Below are 16,917 nucleotides of genomic sequence, written 5' to 3'. Positions count from 1 at the left end.
GCAAGCTCGCTCACTAGACCCATTCAACAGCAGCCGGGCCACGCCGCGATCGGGTTGCCCAGCCAGCGGCTGCCGTCGGGCACCGACTCACCCCGCATGACCAGCGACGCCGGACCCACGGTGGCCTGGTCACCGATCGACGCGCCGGGCAGCACGATGCCGTGCGGACCGAGCGTGCCGCCGTCGCCGACGGCCACCGCCGACATGCTCATGATCCGGTCGTGGAACAGGTGGGTCTGCAGCACACAGCCCCGGTTGACGGTGGCGCCGTCGCCGATGCGGACCAGGTCGTACTCGGGCAGCCAGTACGTCTCGACCCACGCGCCGCGGCCGACCTTGGCGCCCAGCCCGCGCAGCCACACGTTCAGCAGCGGCGTGCCCTGCGCCGAGGTGGCGAACCACGGCACCGCGAGCATCTCCACGAACGTGTCCGCCAGCTCGTCGCGCCACACGAACCCGCTCCACAGCGGACGCTCGATCGCCGTGAACCGGCCCACGAGGATCCACTTCGCCACCACGGCGACGGCACACGCGGCGATCCCTGCCCCGAAGAGCAACACCCCGCTCAGCGCCAAAGCCACACCGAACCCAGTCGAAGCGGCGAGCGCCTCGAACCCGGCCGCCACCAGCACCGCGAGCGCCAGCGACGCCATCACCGGCACGATCCGGCACAGCTCGACCAGTCCCCGAGCGATCTTCAACCGGGCAGGCGGGTCGAAGGTCGTGCTCTCGTCGCCCGTCTCGACCGTGCGCGGCAGCTTCATCGGCGGCATGCCCAGGTAGGACGAGCCCGCCTTGGCCTTCTTCGGCGTGGACGACAGCACGCCGACAAGGCCGCGCTTGGGCACCTTGCGCCCGGGTGCGGTCATGCCGGAGTTGCCCAAGAACGCCCGTTTCCCGACCCGCGCGTGCGCGATCCGCAGCCAGCCGCCGCCGAGCTCGTAGGACCCGATCATGGTGTCGTCGGCCAGGAACGCGCCGTCGTCGATCGTGGTCAGGCTGGGCAGCGCCAGCACCGTGGACGCCTCGACGCCGCGGCCGACCTTCATGCCCAGCGCGCGCAGCCAGACCGGGGTCAGCTGGCTCGCGTAGAGCGGATAGAGCCCGACCCGCGCGATCCCCATCAGCCGCTCGGTCGCCCAGGCCTGCCACGCGATCCGGCTGTGCACCGGGTGGCGGCCTTCCCGCAGGCCGATGCTCAGCGTCCGGACCGAGACCAGGATCAGCAGGGCGTACGCCACCAGCCACGACACCGTCGCGGGGGCGACCGCGAGCAGCGCCTGCCCGAGCGCCGCGCCGAGCGTCGCCGTGCCGGAGACGAACGACGAGAGAATCAGCAGCGCGGGCACCGCGGCGATCACCGGCAACAGGCTCAGGGCGAACGACGCCACCGCGTACGCCGCGACCCAGCGCTTCCGTCGTGGCGGGCGGGTCGCGCGGTGCGACGCCTTGCCCGTGCGGCTCGCGGGCGACCCGGACCACTGCTGGCCCATCGGCACCGATCCTTGGACGCCGGAACCAGGCGCGACCTCGGCGCGCTTGCCGATCCGCGCCCCCGGGAACAGCGTGCTGCGTGACCCCACTGTCGCGTCCGCGTCGACCCGGATGCGGCCGACGTGCAGGACATCGCCGTCGAGCCAGTGTCCGGAGAGGTCGACCTCCGGCTCGATCGCCGCGCCGCGCCCGAGCTTGAGCAGGCCGGTGACCGGCGGCAGCGAGTGCAGGTCGACGTCCTCACCGATGCGTGCGCCCAGAGCCCGCGCGTAGTGCGTCATCCAGGGAGCGCCTGCCAGGTTGGTCGCACCGCTCAGCTCGACCATCCGCTCGGCCGCCCAGAGCCGCAGGTGCACGCCGCCCCCGCGCGGGTAGCGGCCGGGCCGCACGCCGCGCAGCAACGTCCGCGCGGTTCCCGCGGCGATCGCCATGCGGCCCCACGGGCTCAGGAAGACCAGCCAGCCCGCGAAGACGAGCCACCACGACACGGTGGGCGCCCAGGGGAGCTGGATGAGGTTGTTCAGCGCGGCGAGCGTGACCACCCAGCGCGCGCCGACCACCGACAGCATCGGGATCGTCGCGAGAACCTGGATGACCTGGGCTTTTCGCGGTGTCGGCGCGACGACACGGTCGCTGCGGACGCTGCCCGCGGTGGCGTCGATCAGCTTCGCGAGGGTGGACAGCTTGGAGTGCTGGTAGACGTCGGACACCGAGATGGTCGGGTACTTCTGGCGGATTCGGGACACGAGCTGAGCGGCGGAGAGGCTGCCGCCGCCGTGGGTGAAGAAGTCGGCGTCCGGGTCGCCGATGCCGATGCCCAGCAGCTCGGTCCACAGCCCGGCCAGCCAGGCCTGGGTGGGGGACAACGCCTCCAGGTCGACCGCGCTGGTGTCGAGCGCGGGCAGTGGCCACGGCAGCGCGGCCCGATCGACCTTGCCGGACGTGCGCGTTGGCAGCGTTTCGACCTTCGCGAGCAACGGCACGAGGGCGGCGGGGAGCGCGGTGCGCAGCCGCTCCACGGCGGCGCTCTGATCGAATTCCTCGCCCGCCACGACGTAGCCGACGAGCAGTTGGTTTCCGGATTTCGTGGTGCGCACGGCGGCGGCCGCTCCCGCGACCCCCGGCAGTGCCCGCAGCGCTGCGTCGACCTCGCCGAGCTCGATGCGCCTGCCGCCGAGCTTGATCTGCTCGTCAGCCCGGCCAAGGAACAGCAGGCCCTCCGGCTCGGCCTTCACCAGGTCGCCGCTGCGGTACGCGCGCGACCAGGACAGCGCGGGCAGCGGCGCGAACTTCTCCTGGTCTTTGACCGGGTCGAGGTAGCGGGCCAGGCCCGCGCCCCCGATGACCAGTTCGCCGGATCCGCCCATCGGTACCAGTGCGCCGTCGACGTCGACCACGGCCAACTCCCAGCCGTCGAGCGGCAGCCCGATCCGCACGGGGGCATCGCCGGTCATCCGCGCGCCGCAGGCGACCACGGTCGCCTCGGTCGGGCCGTAGGTGTTCCAGACTTCCCGGCCCGGCACCGCGAGGCGCTCGGCCAACTCGGGCGGACACGCCTCGCCACCGAAGATCAGCAGCCGGATGTCGTCGAGCGCGTCGGACGGCCAGAGCGCGGCCAGCGTCGGGACTGTCGACACCACGGTGATCTCCCGCTCGACCAGCCACGGGCCCAGATCCACACCGGTCCGCACGAGCGCACGGGGCGCCGTGACCAGACAGGCGCCGTTGCGCCAGGCCAGCCACATCTCCTCGCAGGAGGCGTCGAACGCGACGGACAGCCCGGCCAGCACCCGGTCGTCGGGGCCGATGGGCTTGTCGGGGAGAAACAGGTCGGCTTCGGCGTCGACGAACGCGGCGGCCGACCGGTGGCTGACCGCGACGCCCTTCGGCTTCCCGGTCGAGCCCGAGGTGAAGATGATCCAGGCGTCGTCGTCGGGCGACGGCGTGCCGAGGTGGCCCAGCGGCGTCCCGCGTGGAGTCAGGGCTCGGCCTTCGCCGAGCACGGCGGCGACATCGGACTCGGTGAAGACCAGGTCGGCGCGCTCTCGCGGGTCGTCGAAGTCGACCGGCACGTAGGCGGCGCCCGCCGCGAGGACGCCCAGGATCGAGACGTACAGGTCGACCGAGCCGGAGGGAACACGCACGCCGACCCGGTCGCCCACACCGATGCCCGCGTCGTTGAGCGAGCGGCGCAGTGTGTCGACCTCCGCGAGCAACTCGCGGTAAGTGAGGACAGTGGTGCCGTCGTCGAGCGCGTAGGCGTCCGGGTGCAGTGCGGCCGTGGCGTCGAGGACCTCGACGAGGGTGCGGGGAGCGCTCTCGGGTCCGGCGCGGAACACGGCCAGCCCGCGCACAGCGGCGTCGGCGAGCGGGTCTGTCGGGTAGTGCAGAGGTGGGGAGTGGTCGGCCAGCGTCATGTCTCGCACCGCTTGGTCAGACGCATCTTCCACCTTTCGTCGAGGCTGTGACCTGGGTACTTTACGCCCGGTGACCATCTTTCCGCCCGTTCTTAGCCCCTTCGCGTGGCGGGCTTCACACGGTCGTGTCAACGATTTAGTACTCGGATGCTGATATCGGAGCACGATTTCAGTACTCATTAGGTTGTTGCTGAACCAGATCACTATGAAGTCGGTTTCCGATATCGAAGTGCGATATCGTGGGTCGATGGATGTGGTCCGGGACTTCAAGAACGGCGCGCTGCGGCTGCGCGTGCTCCAGTACGCCGCGAACGACGAGGTGCACGGCGCCTGGCTGACCGCCGAACTCACCCACCACGGCTACCGCGTCTCGCCCGGCACGCTCTATCCGCTGCTGCACCGCATGCAGGAGGCGGGCCTGCTGAAGTCGCGCGGCGAGGTCGCCGAGGGCAGGCGGGTGCGGCTCTACCGGACCACCAAGCGCGGCAAGAAGGTGCTCGCCGACTGCCGCGACGTCCTCACCGGCCTCGTCGCCGAGGTCGCTCAGTCCTCCTGACTCACTGGACAGAACTTAGGCGCAGACTGGGCAGGTGGACCCACTTCCAGGGCTGGTCGGCTTCGCCACCGCGGTGCGCGCGGCCGGTGTGGCCTGCGGCCCGGGCCGGGTCCGGGCCTACCTCGACGCGGTCGCCGAACTCGACCCCGCACAGGTCGGGCAGCTCTACTGGGCGGGCCGGATCACCCTGTGCGGCGAGCCGGACGACCTGCCGCGCTACGACGCCGCCTTCCACGCCTGGTTCACCGGTGCCACCGCGCGCCCGCGCACGCCGGGCCCACCCGCGATCCGCCGCAGCCGGCTGAGTCCGCTGGGTGACCTGGGAGCGGGTTCCTCCTCGCAGGCCCGCGACCTCGACCGCACGGCGAGCGACACCGAGGTCCTGCGCCACCGCGACGTGTCCGAGCTGACCGCCGCCGAACGCGCCCACCTGCGGGAACTCATCGCCCTGCTGCGGCCCGACCCGCCACTGCGCCGGGCGCTGCGGTGGCGGCCCGACCGGCGCGGTCCCATCGACAGCAACCGCACGCTTCGCGCGATGCGGGCCGCCGGTGGTGAGACCGTCCGGCTCGCCCGCAAACGCAGGCGCAGCCGCCCACGCCGGATCGTCCTGCTGATCGACGTCTCCGGGTCGATGTCGCCCTACGCCGACGCGCTGCTCCGCTTCGCCCACGCGATGGCCCGGCGGTCCCCGGTGGAGGTGTTCACCCTCGGCACCCGGCTGACCCGGCTGACCCGGCAACTTCGCCAGCGCGACCCCGAGTTCGCGCTCGCCGCGGCGGCCCGCGCCGTGCCGGACTTCGCGGGCGGGACCCGACTCGGCGAGACCCTCCGGGCGTTCCTGGACCGCTGGGGGCAGCGTGGGGTCGCCCGCCAAGCCGTCGTCGTCCTGTTCTCCGACGGCTGGGAGCGCGGGGACCCTAGGCTGCTTGGCGAGCAGATGGCGCGGCTGGGCATGCTCGCGCACCGGGTGTTCTGGGTGAACCCGCACGCGGGCGCCGAGACGTACGAGCCGGTCCAGTCCGGGATCGCCGCCGCCCTGCCCCATGTCGACCGCCTGCTGGCGGGACATAGCCTGGCCACATTGGACCGTCTGCTCCAGGAGGTGCGCCGTGCGTGACGTGCTCGACGAGGTCATGCGTCGCTACGAAGCAGGCGAGGCGGTGGCGGTCGGGACTGTCGTGGCCACCTTCTCCTCGGCCCCGCGCTCGGCGGGCGCGTCGATGATGGTCGCCGCGGACGGCACGGTGACCGGGAGCGTGTCCGGCGGATGTGTCGAGGGCGCGGTGTACGAGGTCGGCCGCGAGGTGCTGGAGACGGGGAAGCCCGCCCTGCAGCGCTACGGGGTCAGCGACGACGACGCCTTCGCGGTCGGGCTGACCTGCGGCGGGATCATCGACATCTACGTCGAGCGGATCGACCGCGACAGCTTCCCGGAGCTGGCCGCGCTGGCCGAGTCGGTCCACGCCGAGGTGCCCGTCGCCGTGGCGACCATCGTCGCCCACCCGACTCTCGTGGGCGCGCGGATCGTCATCTGGCCGGATCGCGTGGCGGGCTCCACGGGGTCGGCCCGAATCGACGACGCGATCGCGGACGACGCGCGGGGGCTGCTCGCCAGTGGCCGCAGCGGGACGCTGGTCTACGGCACCGACGGCGAACGGCGCGGGGAAGGCCTGTCGGTCTTCGTGAACTCCTTCGAGCCGCCGCCGCGGATGCTCGTCTTCGGTGCGATCGACTTCGCCGCCGCGATGGCCCGGCTCGGCACCTACCTCGGCTACCGCGTGACCGTGTGCGACGCCCGCCCGGTCTTCGCCACGACGACCCGGTTCCCGGGCGCGCACGAGGTCGTCGTCGACTGGCCGCACCGCTACCTCGCCGCCGAGTTGGCGGCGGGCCGGGTCGACTCGCGGACCGTCGTCACGGTCCTGACCCACGATCCGAAGTTCGACGTGCCGGTCCTGGAGGTCGCGCTGCGCTGCAAGCTCGCCTACGTCGGCGCCATGGGCTCCCGCCGCACCCACGACGACCGCATGGCCCGGCTCCGCGAAGCCGGTCTGACCGAGAGCGAGCTGTCCGCGCTGTCGTCCCCGATCGGCCTGGACCTGGGTGCCCGCACCCCGGAGGAGACGGCGGTGTCGATCGCGGCCGAGATCATCGCGCTGCGCTGGGGCAGGCAGGGCCAGCGGCTCGCCGACCTGTCCGGCCGCATCCACTAGTCCGCCACCCCGGAATTTAAACATTTGGTCACCTGCGTTGTGACACTCGCTGATGGGTGGCCACCGTGGTCGGCTGCCGTCGCGGTCCCCTTAGGTGCCGGTGGGATGGTTCGCAATGTCGTAGCCCGCGACTCGATCCGGTGACGGCAGGCGGAGTTGTCCACAGGCAGGCCCCATGGGGTTGTGAGGGCGGGAGAACAGGGGCACGCTCGGGTGTGAGCCCGGTCACGCACATTGGGCTCGGTCCGTTCTCCGCCAGCCCGGCTCCAGCGGGCGTGTTCGCTTGGAGGCACGATGCGCATCACCGTCACCGTCGACGGCATCGAGTACGCCGACGACGTCGAGCCCCGCCAGCTGCTCGTGCACTACCTGCGCGACAAGCTCGGCAAGGTCGGCACCGTCGTCGGCTGCGACACCAGCAACTGCGGCTCCTGCACCGTCCACCTGGACGGCCACAGCGTGAAGTCCTGTTCCGTGCTCGCCGTCCAAGCCCACGGCAGCGAGGTCACCACCATCGAGGGGCTGGCCCGCGACGGCAAGCTCCACCCGGTCCAGCAGGCCTTCCACGACAACCACGCGCTGCAGTGCGGGTTCTGCACGCCCGGAATGATCATGCAGTCGATCGATCTCCTCGCCGACAACCCCGACCCCGACGAAGCCGCGGTCCGCCACGGCCTTGAAGGCAACCTGTGTCGCTGCACGGGCTATCAGAACATCGTCAAAGCCGTCCGCGACGCCGCTCACCAGATGCGGCCGGGCGCGGGCCCGGAGGTCGAGCGGGTCGACGAACCGCACGTCAGCCGCACGAAGAGCCAGATCTCCGGAGGCGAGCGATGACCGCGACCGTCGAACCGGAAGTCGGCCGGTCCCGGCTCCGCAAGGAGGACGCCCGCCTTATCACCGGCCGCACCCGGTGGACCGACAACCTGACACTGCCCGGGCTGCTGCACGTGGCCTTCCTGCGCAGCACCTCCGCCCACGCGCGAATCGCGTCGATCGACACGTCCGCCGCCAAGACGAAGCCCGGGGTCATCGCGATCCTGACCGGCGCGGACCTCGCCGAGGAACAGGGCAGCCTGCCGTGCGCGTGGCCGATCACCGAGGACATGAAGGCGCCGCCCGCGCCGTCCCTCGCGGTCGACACGGTCAACTTCGCCGGTGAGGCGATCGCCGTGGTGATCGCCCGGAGCAAGGCAGAGGCGCACGACGCGCTGGAAGTCATCGATGTCGACTACGACGAACTGCCCGTGGTGCTCGACCTGGCCACCGCCATCGACGACGCCGACCTGGTGCACCCGGACCTCGGCACCAACAAGTCCGCGCTGTGGGTGTTCGACTCGGCCGAGGCGGGCACCGGGTCCGACGTCGAGGAGGCCATCGCGGGCGCGGAGGTGCTGATCGAGCGCACCTTCCGCCAGCAGCGGCTGATCCCGTCGTTCATGGAGCCGCGCTCGGTCGTGGTCGACCCGACCGGCGAACAGCTCACGGTCTGGTCCTCCACCCAGATCCCGCACATCCTGCGGCTCATGCTCGCGCTGACCACGAACACCCCCGAGCACAAGATCCGCGTCATCGCCCCCGACGTCGGCGGCGGGTTCGGCGGCAAACTCCAGGTCACGCCGGAAGAGGTCGTCTGCCTGCTCGCCGCCAAGCGACTGGGCAAGCCGGTGAAGTGGACCGAGTCCCGCTCCGAGTCGCTGGTGTCGGCCCACCACGGCCGCGACCAGCTCCAGAAGCTCACCCTCGCCGCCCGCCGCGACGGCACCGTCACCGGCCTCAAGGTCGAACTCCTCGCCGACATGGGCGCCTACCTCCGCCTGGTGACACCGGGTGTGCCGATCCTGGGCGCGTTCATGTTCAACGCGATCTACAAGTTCCCGGCGTACCGGTTCGCCTGCACCAACGTCTTCACGAACAAGACTCCGACCGACGCCTACCGCGGCGCGGGCAGGCCGGAGGCAACCTTCGCCATCGAGCGCCTGATGGACGAACTCGCCGCCGAGCTGGACATGGACCCGATCGCGGTCCGCGAGCAGAACTGGATCAAGAACGACGAGTTCCCCTTCACCACCGTCGCCGGGATGACGTACGACTCCGGCGACTATGAGGCGGCGACCGCCCGCGCGAAGGAACTCTTCGACTACGACGGCCTGCGCGCCGAACAGCAGGAACGTCGCCGGCGCGGTGACGTCGTGCAGCTCGGCATCGGGACGTCGACGTTCACCGAGATGTGCGGGCTCGCGCCCTCGCGGGTCCTCGGCTCGCTGGCCTACGGCGCGGGCGGCTGGGAACACGCGGCCATCCGCATGCTGCCCAGCGGCAAGGTCGAGGTGGTCACCGGCTCGTCGCCGCACGGCCAGGGCCACGAGACGGCGTGGAGCCAGATCGTCGCCGACCAGCTCGGCGTGCCGTTCGACCACATCGAGGTCCTGCACGGCGACACCCAGATCTCGCCCAGAGGCCTCGACACCTACGGCTCGCGCTCCCTGACCGTCGGCGCGATGGCCGTGCTCAAGGCCGGGGAGAAAGTGATCGCGAAGGCGCGCAAGATCGCCGCGCACCTGATGGAGTGCGCCGAGGACGACCTCCAGTTCGCAGGCGGCCAGTTCACCGTCCGCGGGACCGACAAGTCCACCGGCATCACCGATGTCGCGCTGGCCGTGTTCGCCGCCCACGACCTGCCCGACGGCATCGAGCCCTCGCTCGACGCCGAGGCCACATTCGACCCGGAGAACTTCTCGTTCCCGCACGGCACCCACCTGTGCGCGACGGAGGTCGACACCGAGACCGGGCACGTGAAGATCCGCAAGTACGTGTGCGTGGACGACATCGGCAAGGTCATCAACCCGATGATCGTCGACGGCCAAGTCCACGGCGGTCTCGCCCAAGGACTGGCGCAAGCCCTCTACGAGGAGGCCATCCACGACGAGACCGGCACCCTCACCACGGGCACCTTCGCCGACTACCTGGTCCCGTCCGCGGTCGACCTGCCGTCCTTCGTCACCGACCGCACGGTGAGCCCGTCGACGACGAACGCCCTGGGCGTCAAGGGGGTCGGCGAGGCGGGCACCATCGCGTCGACACCGGCGGTGGTCAACGCCGTGATCGACGCCGTCCGGCACCTGGGTGTCCGCGACATCCCGATGCCCTGCACCCCCATGCGCGTCTGGTCGGCGATCCAGGGCGCGTCCACGGCCGAGAGCGGCATCCGCGGCGAAGCGGGCGGCGGGCTCGGCTCGATCGACACGGCTGGAGGTTCGCGATGATCCCGGCGGCTTTCGACTACGTCGCACCCACCACGGTCGACAGCGCCGTGCGGGCGTTGGCCGAGGCGGGCGACGAGGCCAAGGTGATCGCGGGCGGCCAGAGCCTGCTCCCCGTGCTGCGCATGCGCCTGGCCGCGCCGACCAAACTCATCGACCTCGGCCGGATCCCGGAGATGCGCGGCGTGCGCGACGGCGGCGACCACCTCGTGATCGGCGCGATGACCACCCACTACGACGTCCAGCGCGACCCACTGGTGGCCGAACACGCCGAACTGATCAAGCTCGCCACGGACACGGTGGCCGACCCGCAGGTGCGCCACCGCGGCACGTTCGGCGGGTCACTGGCCCACGCCGACCCGGCCGGAGACCTGCTCGCCCCGGCGCTCGCCCTCGACGCCCGCTTCATCGTGTCCGGAATGGACGGTCGGCGTACGGTGTCGGCGGCCGACTTCTTTGTCGACTTCTTCACCACCGCCCTGCACCAGGCGGAAATCCTGGTCGAGGTCCACGTCCCGAAACACACGGGCTGGACCGCCCACTACGAGAAGTTCCAACGCGTCGCCCAGGCGTGGTCCATCGTCGGCGTCGCCGCCACGGTCCGCGCCGAGGCCGGGAAGATCGCCGAGGCCCGCATCGCCTTGACCAACATGGCCTCGGTCCCGATCCGCGCCACCGCCGTCGAGGACGCCCTGATCGGCAAGCAGGCCACCGCCGAGAACATCAAATCGGCGGCCGAACACGCCGCGGAAGGCACTTCGCCCACCACCGACGGCAACGCCGACCCCGCCTACCGCCAACACCTGGCGCGCGTCCTCACGTCGCGCGCCCTGACCGCCGCAGCGGGCGTCTAGGAGGCAGTCCAGTGCAGTTGGACCACCGGTTCACGGTCCCAGCCGACATCGGCACCGTCTGGGCCGCCCTCATGGACCCGGAACGGGTGGCGCCCTGCCTGCCGGGCGCCACCCTGACCGAGTACTCGGGCACCACCTTCGCCGGCACGGTGAAGGTGAAGGTGGGCCCGATCTCGTTGCTCTACAAGGGTTCGGGTGAATTCGTCGAAACCGACGAAGACGCACACCGGGCCACCATCAAAGCGTCCGGCAAGGACTCTCGCGGCAACGGCACCGCCACGGCGACCGTCACGGTCACCCTCGTCGAGAACGGCGTCAAGACGGACGGCGAAGTCCGCACGGACCTCGCCATCACCGGCAAGCCCGCCCAGTTCGGCCGGGGCCTGATCTCCGAGGTGGGCGCCAAGATCCTCACCACCTTCGCCGACTGCCTCGCGAAGAAGCTCGGCCCCGACACTGACGCCGCCGTCGACACCACCGTCGCCGCTTCGACCGCCCGGCTGTCACCACCGGGCGGCGACCCGCCGAGTGCCTCCATGGGGTCCGCCGATTCGCCCGGCCACGGCGATCCCGAGCCTGCCTCCATCAAGACCGACGAGCGCCAGGCGGTCCCGGAGATCCCGACCCAACCCACGCCGTCCCGTGTCCTGCGCTCGGTCCCCGAATTTGAGGCCGAACCCATCGACCTCATGGAGATCGCCGGGCACTCGCTGAAGAAACGCCTGCTCCCGGCTGTGGTCGCCGCAGTGGTGGTGGTGTTGGTGGTGATCCTCCGCCGCAGACAGTGATCACCTCACCCGGCCCCGCGTGGCGTCCCGACCCGCGTCGAGGTCGCCTGGGCACGTGGACGTCGACTGGCAGGTGCCCGCGAGCCCCTGCCGTTCGTCCGGGGCGACCACAGGTCCAGTAACGTGCCGATCGTGCGCAGGAGCCGAGTCACCGCTGGTCTGATCGGTTGTGCCCTGCTCACCGCCGCCGCGGGCTGCACCGAGGTCGCTCCCGTCCCGTCCGCGGCCTCCACGCCTTCCGCCGCGATCCCGCCGACCACGACGACCGTCGCTCCCGCGGGCTCCTTCACCCTGATCGCGGGCGGCGATGTGCTCATCCACCCCGCCCTCACCGAGCAGGCCACCGAGGACGGCAACGGCAAGCGCGACTACGCGCCCCTCTTCGCGGGGATCAAGCCGGTGCTGGAGCAGGCCGATCTGGCTCTCTGCCACCTCGAAGTCCCGATCGCCACCGCGAAGGGCCCGTTCAAGGGCTACCCGACCTTCTACGCCCCGCCCGAACTCGCCACCGGCCTGGTGCAGAGCGGTTTCGACGTCTGCTCGACCGCCTCGAACCACACGATGGACCAGGGCGCGGAGGGTGTCGCCAACACGCTCGACGCGCTCGACGACGCCAAGATCCAGCACACCGGGTCGGCCCGCTCGGCCGCCGAGGCGGCGAAGCCGCTGGTCCGGGACGTGGCCGGGGTCAAGGTCGGCTTCGTGTCCTACACGTTCGCCTTCAACAAGGGCACGACCCGCCCCACGCCGTGGATGGCCAACCTGCTGGACCCGGCGGCGGTCATCGCCGAGGCGAAGCGGGCCAGGGATGCGGGCGCCGAGGTGGTCGTCGCGAGCATCCACTGGGGCATCGAGGGCAAGCACGAGCCGACCGCCGACCAGCGCAAGATCGCCCAGCGGCTGCTCGGCGACCCGTCGATCGACGTGATCATCGGTCACCACGCGCACGTGGTGCAGCCCTTCGAGCGGATCAACGGCAAGTGGGTCACCTACGGGCTCGGCAACCAGGTCGCCAGGCACGAGGAGCCGAAAGGCACCACCGAGGAAGGCGTCCTCGCCCGGTTCCGCTTCGTGAAGTCGGGCCAGGGCTGGACCGTCGACCAGGCGGAGTACCTGCCGACGTTGGTCGACCTGGGCCCGCCGATCCGGCTGCGCGATCTCACCAGCGACACCGAGGTGTCGGCCGCGCGCAAGGAACAGGCGCTCAAGCGCACCGACGGCGTCGTGCTGAGCCGGGACGCGGCCACCGACGGATTGACCCGACCGGGCGGCTGAAATCGCGTGGTGTTTCCGTGCGCTATATTTGACGTTCGCACAAGAATGGCACCCATAAGGGTGCCGATGAATTGAATTATATGGCAAGTGGAGGGCGTTTGTCAACTGAGATCGACGGTGAGCAGGAATACGTTTCCCTGCTCTACACGCACCTCGACGATCTCCGCGCTGACGCGGACCTCCGCCTGGCCAAGACCCTGCGTGAGACCAGCAGCAATCCGCAGGCAATGACCCAGCGCGACGCCGCGACCGTTCATTACGGTGAGCGGTTGGCGCATTACAACGCGGTCGAGAACGGCCTGTGTTTCGGTAGGCTTGACTTCGCCGACGAAAGTCGCAGCTATATCGGCCGGATCGGTCTTTTCGACGAGGAAGACGATTACGAGCCGCTCCTGCTCGATTGGCGCGCGCCCGCCGCCCGCCCGTTCTACCTGGCCACCGCCGCCTCCCCGGACGGCGTGCGCAGGCGCCGCCACATCCGGACCAGCCGCCGCAAGGTCACCGGCGTCGACGACGAGGTCCTCGACCTCGGCGCGGGCGAGCAGCACGTGCACGAGGGCGTCACCGGCGAGGTCGCCCTCCTCTCCGCCCTCAACGCGAGCCGCACCGGCCGGATGGGCGACATCGTCGAGACCATCCAGGCCGAGCAGGACGAGATCATCCGCTCCGGCCTCAACGGGGTCCTCGTCGTCCAGGGTGGCCCCGGCACCGGCAAGACCGCGGTCGCCCTGCACCGCGCCGCGTACCTGCTCTACACCTTCCGCGAGCAACTCTCCCGCCGCGGCGTGCTGATCATCGGCCCCAATGCGACCTTCCTTCGCTACATCGGACAGGTGCTGCCGTCGCTCGGTGAGACCGGTGTGCTCCTCCAGACCGTCGGCGAGCTCTACCCCGGCGAGAACGGCACCCGCCCGGAGCCCGCCGCGGCGGCCGAGATCAAGGGCCGCCTGTCCATGGTCGAAGCGCTGCGCCGGGCCGTGCGCGACCGCCAGGAACTCCCCGACGAACCCATGGTCCTGATCGTCGAACGCGAGGAGATGATCCTCGAACGCGACACCGTCGCCGCCGCCCGAAGCCGGGCGAGGCGCTCCCGGCGCACCCACAACGAGGCCCGCCCGATCTTCGCGGGCGAGATCATCGCCGCACTGGCCCGGCAGGAGGCCGAGCGGCTCGGCGCCGAGTTCCTCGACGAAGCCGACCTCGCCGACATCCGCCGCGAACTGGGCGAAGAGCAGGAAGTACAGGACGCCATCGACCAGCTGTGGCCGAAGCTCAGCCCGCAGCGGTTCCTGTCCGACCTCTACGCGAGTCCCGACCGGCTCGCCACCGCGATGCCCGACATCCCGGAGCGCGACCTCCTCCTGCGCGACCCCGGCCTCGGCTGGACCGCCGCCGACGCCGCCCTGCTCGACGAGGCCGCCGAACTCCTCGGCGTCGACGACGCCGCCGAACGAGCGCAGGCAGCCCGCCGCCGCCGCGAGGAACAGGACTACGCCCAAGGCGTCCTCGACATCCTGCAGATGGAGGACGACGCCGACCCGGACATCCTCACCGCCTACGACCTCATCGACGCGGGCCGACTCGCCGCCCGCCACGACAACGAGGACCACCGCACGGCCGCCGAGCGGGCCGCGGCCGACCGCAGCTGGACGTTCGGCCACGTCATCGTCGACGAGGCCCAGGAACTCTCCGCCATGGCTTGGCGCGTGCTGATGCGCCGCTGCCCGTCCCGCTCGATGACCTTGGTAGGCGATGTCGCCCAAACCGGCGACCTGGCAGGCGCCGACTCCTGGGCCGACACCCTCGCGCCATACGTCGAGGACCGCTGGCGGCTGGCCGAACTGACGGTGAACTACCGCACGCCCGCCGAGGTGATGACGATCGCGGCCGACGTCCTCGCCGAACTCGCGGCGGATGTCGAGCCACCTCGCTCAGTCCGCGAGACCGGCGTCCCACCCTGGCGACGCGAGGTCGAGTCCGCAGCCCTGCCGGAAACCGTGGCCCGCCTGGCCGCCGAGAACGTGGGCCCCGGGACGCTCGCCGTCCTCGCCCCGGAGTCGCTGGTGGCCGAGATCGGTGCGGCCGTGGTGGCCCAAGTACCGGACGCCGCAGTGGGGGACCAGCCCGACCTGGAGAACAAGATCGTGGTGCTGACAGTGCGCCAGTCAAAAGGCCTGGAATTCGACTCGGTTCTCTTGGTCGAGCCTTCAAAGGTAGTCGCGGAATCCCCACGCGGCCTCAACGACCTCTACGTCGCCTTGACCCGAGCAACCCAACAGGTCGGCATAATCCACGCTGAAGATCTTCCCCCCTCGCTGGCCAAGCTGGCATAGGACGGACGACCCCGCCACGCCCTCCGTGCACCTGGAAATGCGCCACCACCAGCAAAAATACAAGGGGCCAAGACAAACAGGCACCCCACCAAAGGGTCCGGAAGACCGTCAGAGCACGACAGTAGGCGTGACCACAGTCCGAGGCTTCCCACCATTCATCCGCACCAAAATCTGCGTCGTCCCCCGCGGCACCTCAGTAAGCACGAACCGCCCACCCTCGTCCGCCGTCGTCGCGGTCGACCCATGATCGGCGACCCGGACCTCAACCCCATGCTCACCCGCGGGCACCAGCCAGCCGTCAATCCGCTGGCGCTCGCCGGTGCGGGTCACGTTGACCATGACAGTGAGGTCGCCGACGAAGAACGTGATCGTCCCGGGCGCCCCGCTGCGCACACCGACCAGGGGCCGCTGGTCGGCCCAGCGTGCGGCCTCCAGTTCGACCTCGGCGTCGATGTCCTCGATGGCGATGGCGAACTGGGCCCGCTCGACGAGGCCGACGGGCACCGGATCCAGTTCGTCGACCAGATGGGCGACCTGGGCCAGCCAGTAGTCCCGCTCGGCTGGTTCCATCTCGTGCTCGTCCTTGGTTCTCATTTGACCCCGTCCCCATTGTCGTACAAGTCGCGCAGCGAGCTCAGGCACCGACCGCGGGTGGGGCCGATGCTGCCGTGCGGCATCCCCATCCGGTCGGCGACCACTCGGTATTCGGCCCGGCCCGCCAGCACCGTCAGGCGCAGCAGCTCCTGGCAGCGCGGTGGGAGCTTGCGGAAAGCGGCCCACAGCTTGTGGTCGCGTTCGGTGCGCAGGACTTCGGCCTCGGGCATGGGCTCGGTGCTGAGCACGTGCTCGGCGATCTCCGGCGACAGCTCGATCTGACCGTTGCCGCGCTGGCGGGTCCGGTTCGCCTCCCGTCGGGCGGTCGTGATCAGCCAGCCGACCAGCGCGCGGGGTTCGGTGAGTCGGTCGACATGGCGCAGCAGCGCCAGCCACACCGTCTGCACGACGTCTTCGGCCGCGGACCGGTCAAGGCCCGTGCCGCGCGCGACATGCCAGACCAACGGCGTCAGCTCGGCCACGAGGACGTCGAGCGCGCCCTTGTTGCCGCCGCGTGCCGCGATCAAGCACGCCGCATGCCGGTCTGACCCCTCCAGCCCTTCCCAGGGCGGATTGGTCCCTACCGTGCGGAGCTCGGTCACCGCTCCCACCCCATCTTCCGTCTGCCGGGGTTGTGCATTCTCGTGCCAATGGTTACATCGCTCTGAAGTGGGCCGATGCGTCGCATCCGGATTCGCCTCACCCGAACTGGTGAGCCAACCCCAGGTCTTCATCACTGTGCGTGGAGTACGAAGGTGAGTGCCTGCTGTGCCTCGCCCTCCCACGGCCGGGCGAGTTCGGCGCGGAGTTCGTGCGAACCCGCCGCCGTCACGTCGAACGCGAGCCTGCGCACGCCCGCCGAGCCCCGTATGTCCACCTTCGCGCCGGGGTGCGTGACGTGCTCGTCGGCCACCATCCGCAGCGTCACCGGCAGTCGCCAGCGCCAGCGGTAACCGGTGCTCAGCGACTCCGGCAACCGCAGCTCCACCGTGTCCCCGCGGTGCAGCTCCGTCGGCCCGTCGGCGTCTGTCGCCGACAGGTGAACCAGCGCCATCGGTGGCTCCTCTACACATGGGATCAGACCGGGGACGGGCCGTCGCCGAATCGCGGCTCCGGGCTCGTCTGGG

The 16,917-nt window shown here is 70.7% G+C and carries 13 protein-coding genes; 9 read left to right on the top strand and 4 right to left on the bottom strand.

What is annotated here, in order from left to right; translation table 11 throughout:
• Positions 1–23: 23 nt before the first annotated feature.
• Positions 24–3,911, bottom strand: coding sequence for a Pls/PosA family non-ribosomal peptide synthetase (locus GPZ80_RS05110; protein ID WP_187218575.1), 3,888 nt, complete (start codon positions 3,909–3,911; stop codon positions 24–26).
• A 247-nt stretch (positions 3,912–4,158) separates the two neighbouring features.
• Between GPZ80_RS05110 and GPZ80_RS05105 the strand changes: the two genes are divergently transcribed.
• From GPZ80_RS05105 to GPZ80_RS05065, 9 genes are all read left to right on the top strand, one after another.
• On the top strand, positions 4,159–4,467 hold the full coding sequence (locus tag GPZ80_RS05105) for a PadR family transcriptional regulator (protein WP_187218574.1): 309 nt from the start codon (positions 4,159–4,161) through the stop codon (positions 4,465–4,467).
• Between the two features lie 34 nt (positions 4,468–4,501).
• A complete protein-coding gene (locus GPZ80_RS05100) occupies positions 4,502–5,587 on the top strand; it encodes a vWA domain-containing protein (protein WP_187218573.1) in 1,086 nt (361 codons plus the stop codon).
• Positions 5,580–6,683: an XdhC family protein gene (locus tag GPZ80_RS05095; protein ID WP_187218572.1), complete on the top strand. Its 1,104-nt coding sequence runs from the start codon at positions 5,580–5,582 to the stop codon at positions 6,681–6,683. The genes GPZ80_RS05100 and GPZ80_RS05095 overlap by 8 nt, the downstream gene beginning before the upstream one ends.
• Before the next feature lie 294 nt (positions 6,684–6,977).
• On the top strand, positions 6,978–7,520 hold the full coding sequence (locus GPZ80_RS05090) for a (2Fe-2S)-binding protein (protein WP_187218571.1): 543 nt from the start codon (positions 6,978–6,980) through the stop codon (positions 7,518–7,520).
• Complete coding sequence (locus GPZ80_RS05085; RefSeq protein ID WP_187218570.1) at positions 7,517–9,949, top strand: xanthine dehydrogenase family protein molybdopterin-binding subunit; 2,433 nt, start codon at positions 7,517–7,519, stop codon at positions 9,947–9,949. Before GPZ80_RS05090 ends, GPZ80_RS05085 begins: the two co-directional genes overlap by 4 nt.
• Positions 9,946–10,800, top strand: coding sequence for an FAD binding domain-containing protein (locus GPZ80_RS05080; RefSeq protein ID WP_187218569.1), 855 nt, complete (start codon positions 9,946–9,948; stop codon positions 10,798–10,800). The genes GPZ80_RS05085 and GPZ80_RS05080 overlap by 4 nt, the downstream gene beginning before the upstream one ends.
• Before the next feature lie 11 nt (positions 10,801–10,811).
• Positions 10,812–11,588 carry an SRPBCC family protein gene (locus GPZ80_RS05075; RefSeq protein WP_187218568.1) on the top strand — a complete coding sequence of 259 codons (777 nt, stop codon included), beginning with the start codon at positions 10,812–10,814 and terminating at the stop codon, positions 11,586–11,588.
• A 132-nt stretch (positions 11,589–11,720) separates the two neighbouring features.
• On the top strand, positions 11,721–12,863 hold the full coding sequence (locus tag GPZ80_RS05070; RefSeq protein ID WP_187218567.1) for a CapA family protein: 1,143 nt from the start codon (positions 11,721–11,723) through the stop codon (positions 12,861–12,863).
• 80 nt (positions 12,864–12,943) lie between these two features.
• The gene (locus GPZ80_RS05065; RefSeq protein WP_187218566.1) at positions 12,944–15,196 is read left to right on the top strand and encodes a HelD family protein; all 2,253 of its coding nucleotides are present in this window, start codon (positions 12,944–12,946) and stop codon (positions 15,194–15,196) included.
• A 108-nt stretch (positions 15,197–15,304) separates the two neighbouring features.
• Here the strand turns inward: GPZ80_RS05065 and GPZ80_RS05060 are convergent, their stop codons facing one another.
• From GPZ80_RS05060 to GPZ80_RS05050, 3 genes are all read right to left on the bottom strand, one after another.
• The gene (locus GPZ80_RS05060) at positions 15,305–15,790 is read right to left on the bottom strand and encodes a carboxypeptidase regulatory-like domain-containing protein (RefSeq protein ID WP_376771635.1); all 486 of its coding nucleotides are present in this window, start codon (positions 15,788–15,790) and stop codon (positions 15,305–15,307) included.
• The gene (locus GPZ80_RS05055) at positions 15,787–16,392 is read right to left on the bottom strand and encodes an RNA polymerase sigma factor (RefSeq protein WP_187218565.1); all 606 of its coding nucleotides are present in this window, start codon (positions 16,390–16,392) and stop codon (positions 15,787–15,789) included. The genes GPZ80_RS05060 and GPZ80_RS05055 overlap by 4 nt, the downstream gene beginning before the upstream one ends.
• 131 nt (positions 16,393–16,523) lie before the next feature.
• Positions 16,524–16,844, bottom strand: coding sequence for a protease inhibitor I42 family protein (locus GPZ80_RS05050; protein WP_187218564.1), 321 nt, complete (start codon positions 16,842–16,844; stop codon positions 16,524–16,526).
• Positions 16,845–16,917 lie beyond the last annotated feature (73 nt).

The sequence above is a fragment of the Actinokineospora xionganensis genome, assembly GCF_014323725.1.
Lineage (GTDB): Bacteria > Actinomycetota > Actinomycetes > Mycobacteriales > Pseudonocardiaceae > Actinokineospora > Actinokineospora xionganensis.
Note: the sequence above shows the minus strand (reverse complement) of the source record. Positions and strands in the feature narration are given on the sequence as shown.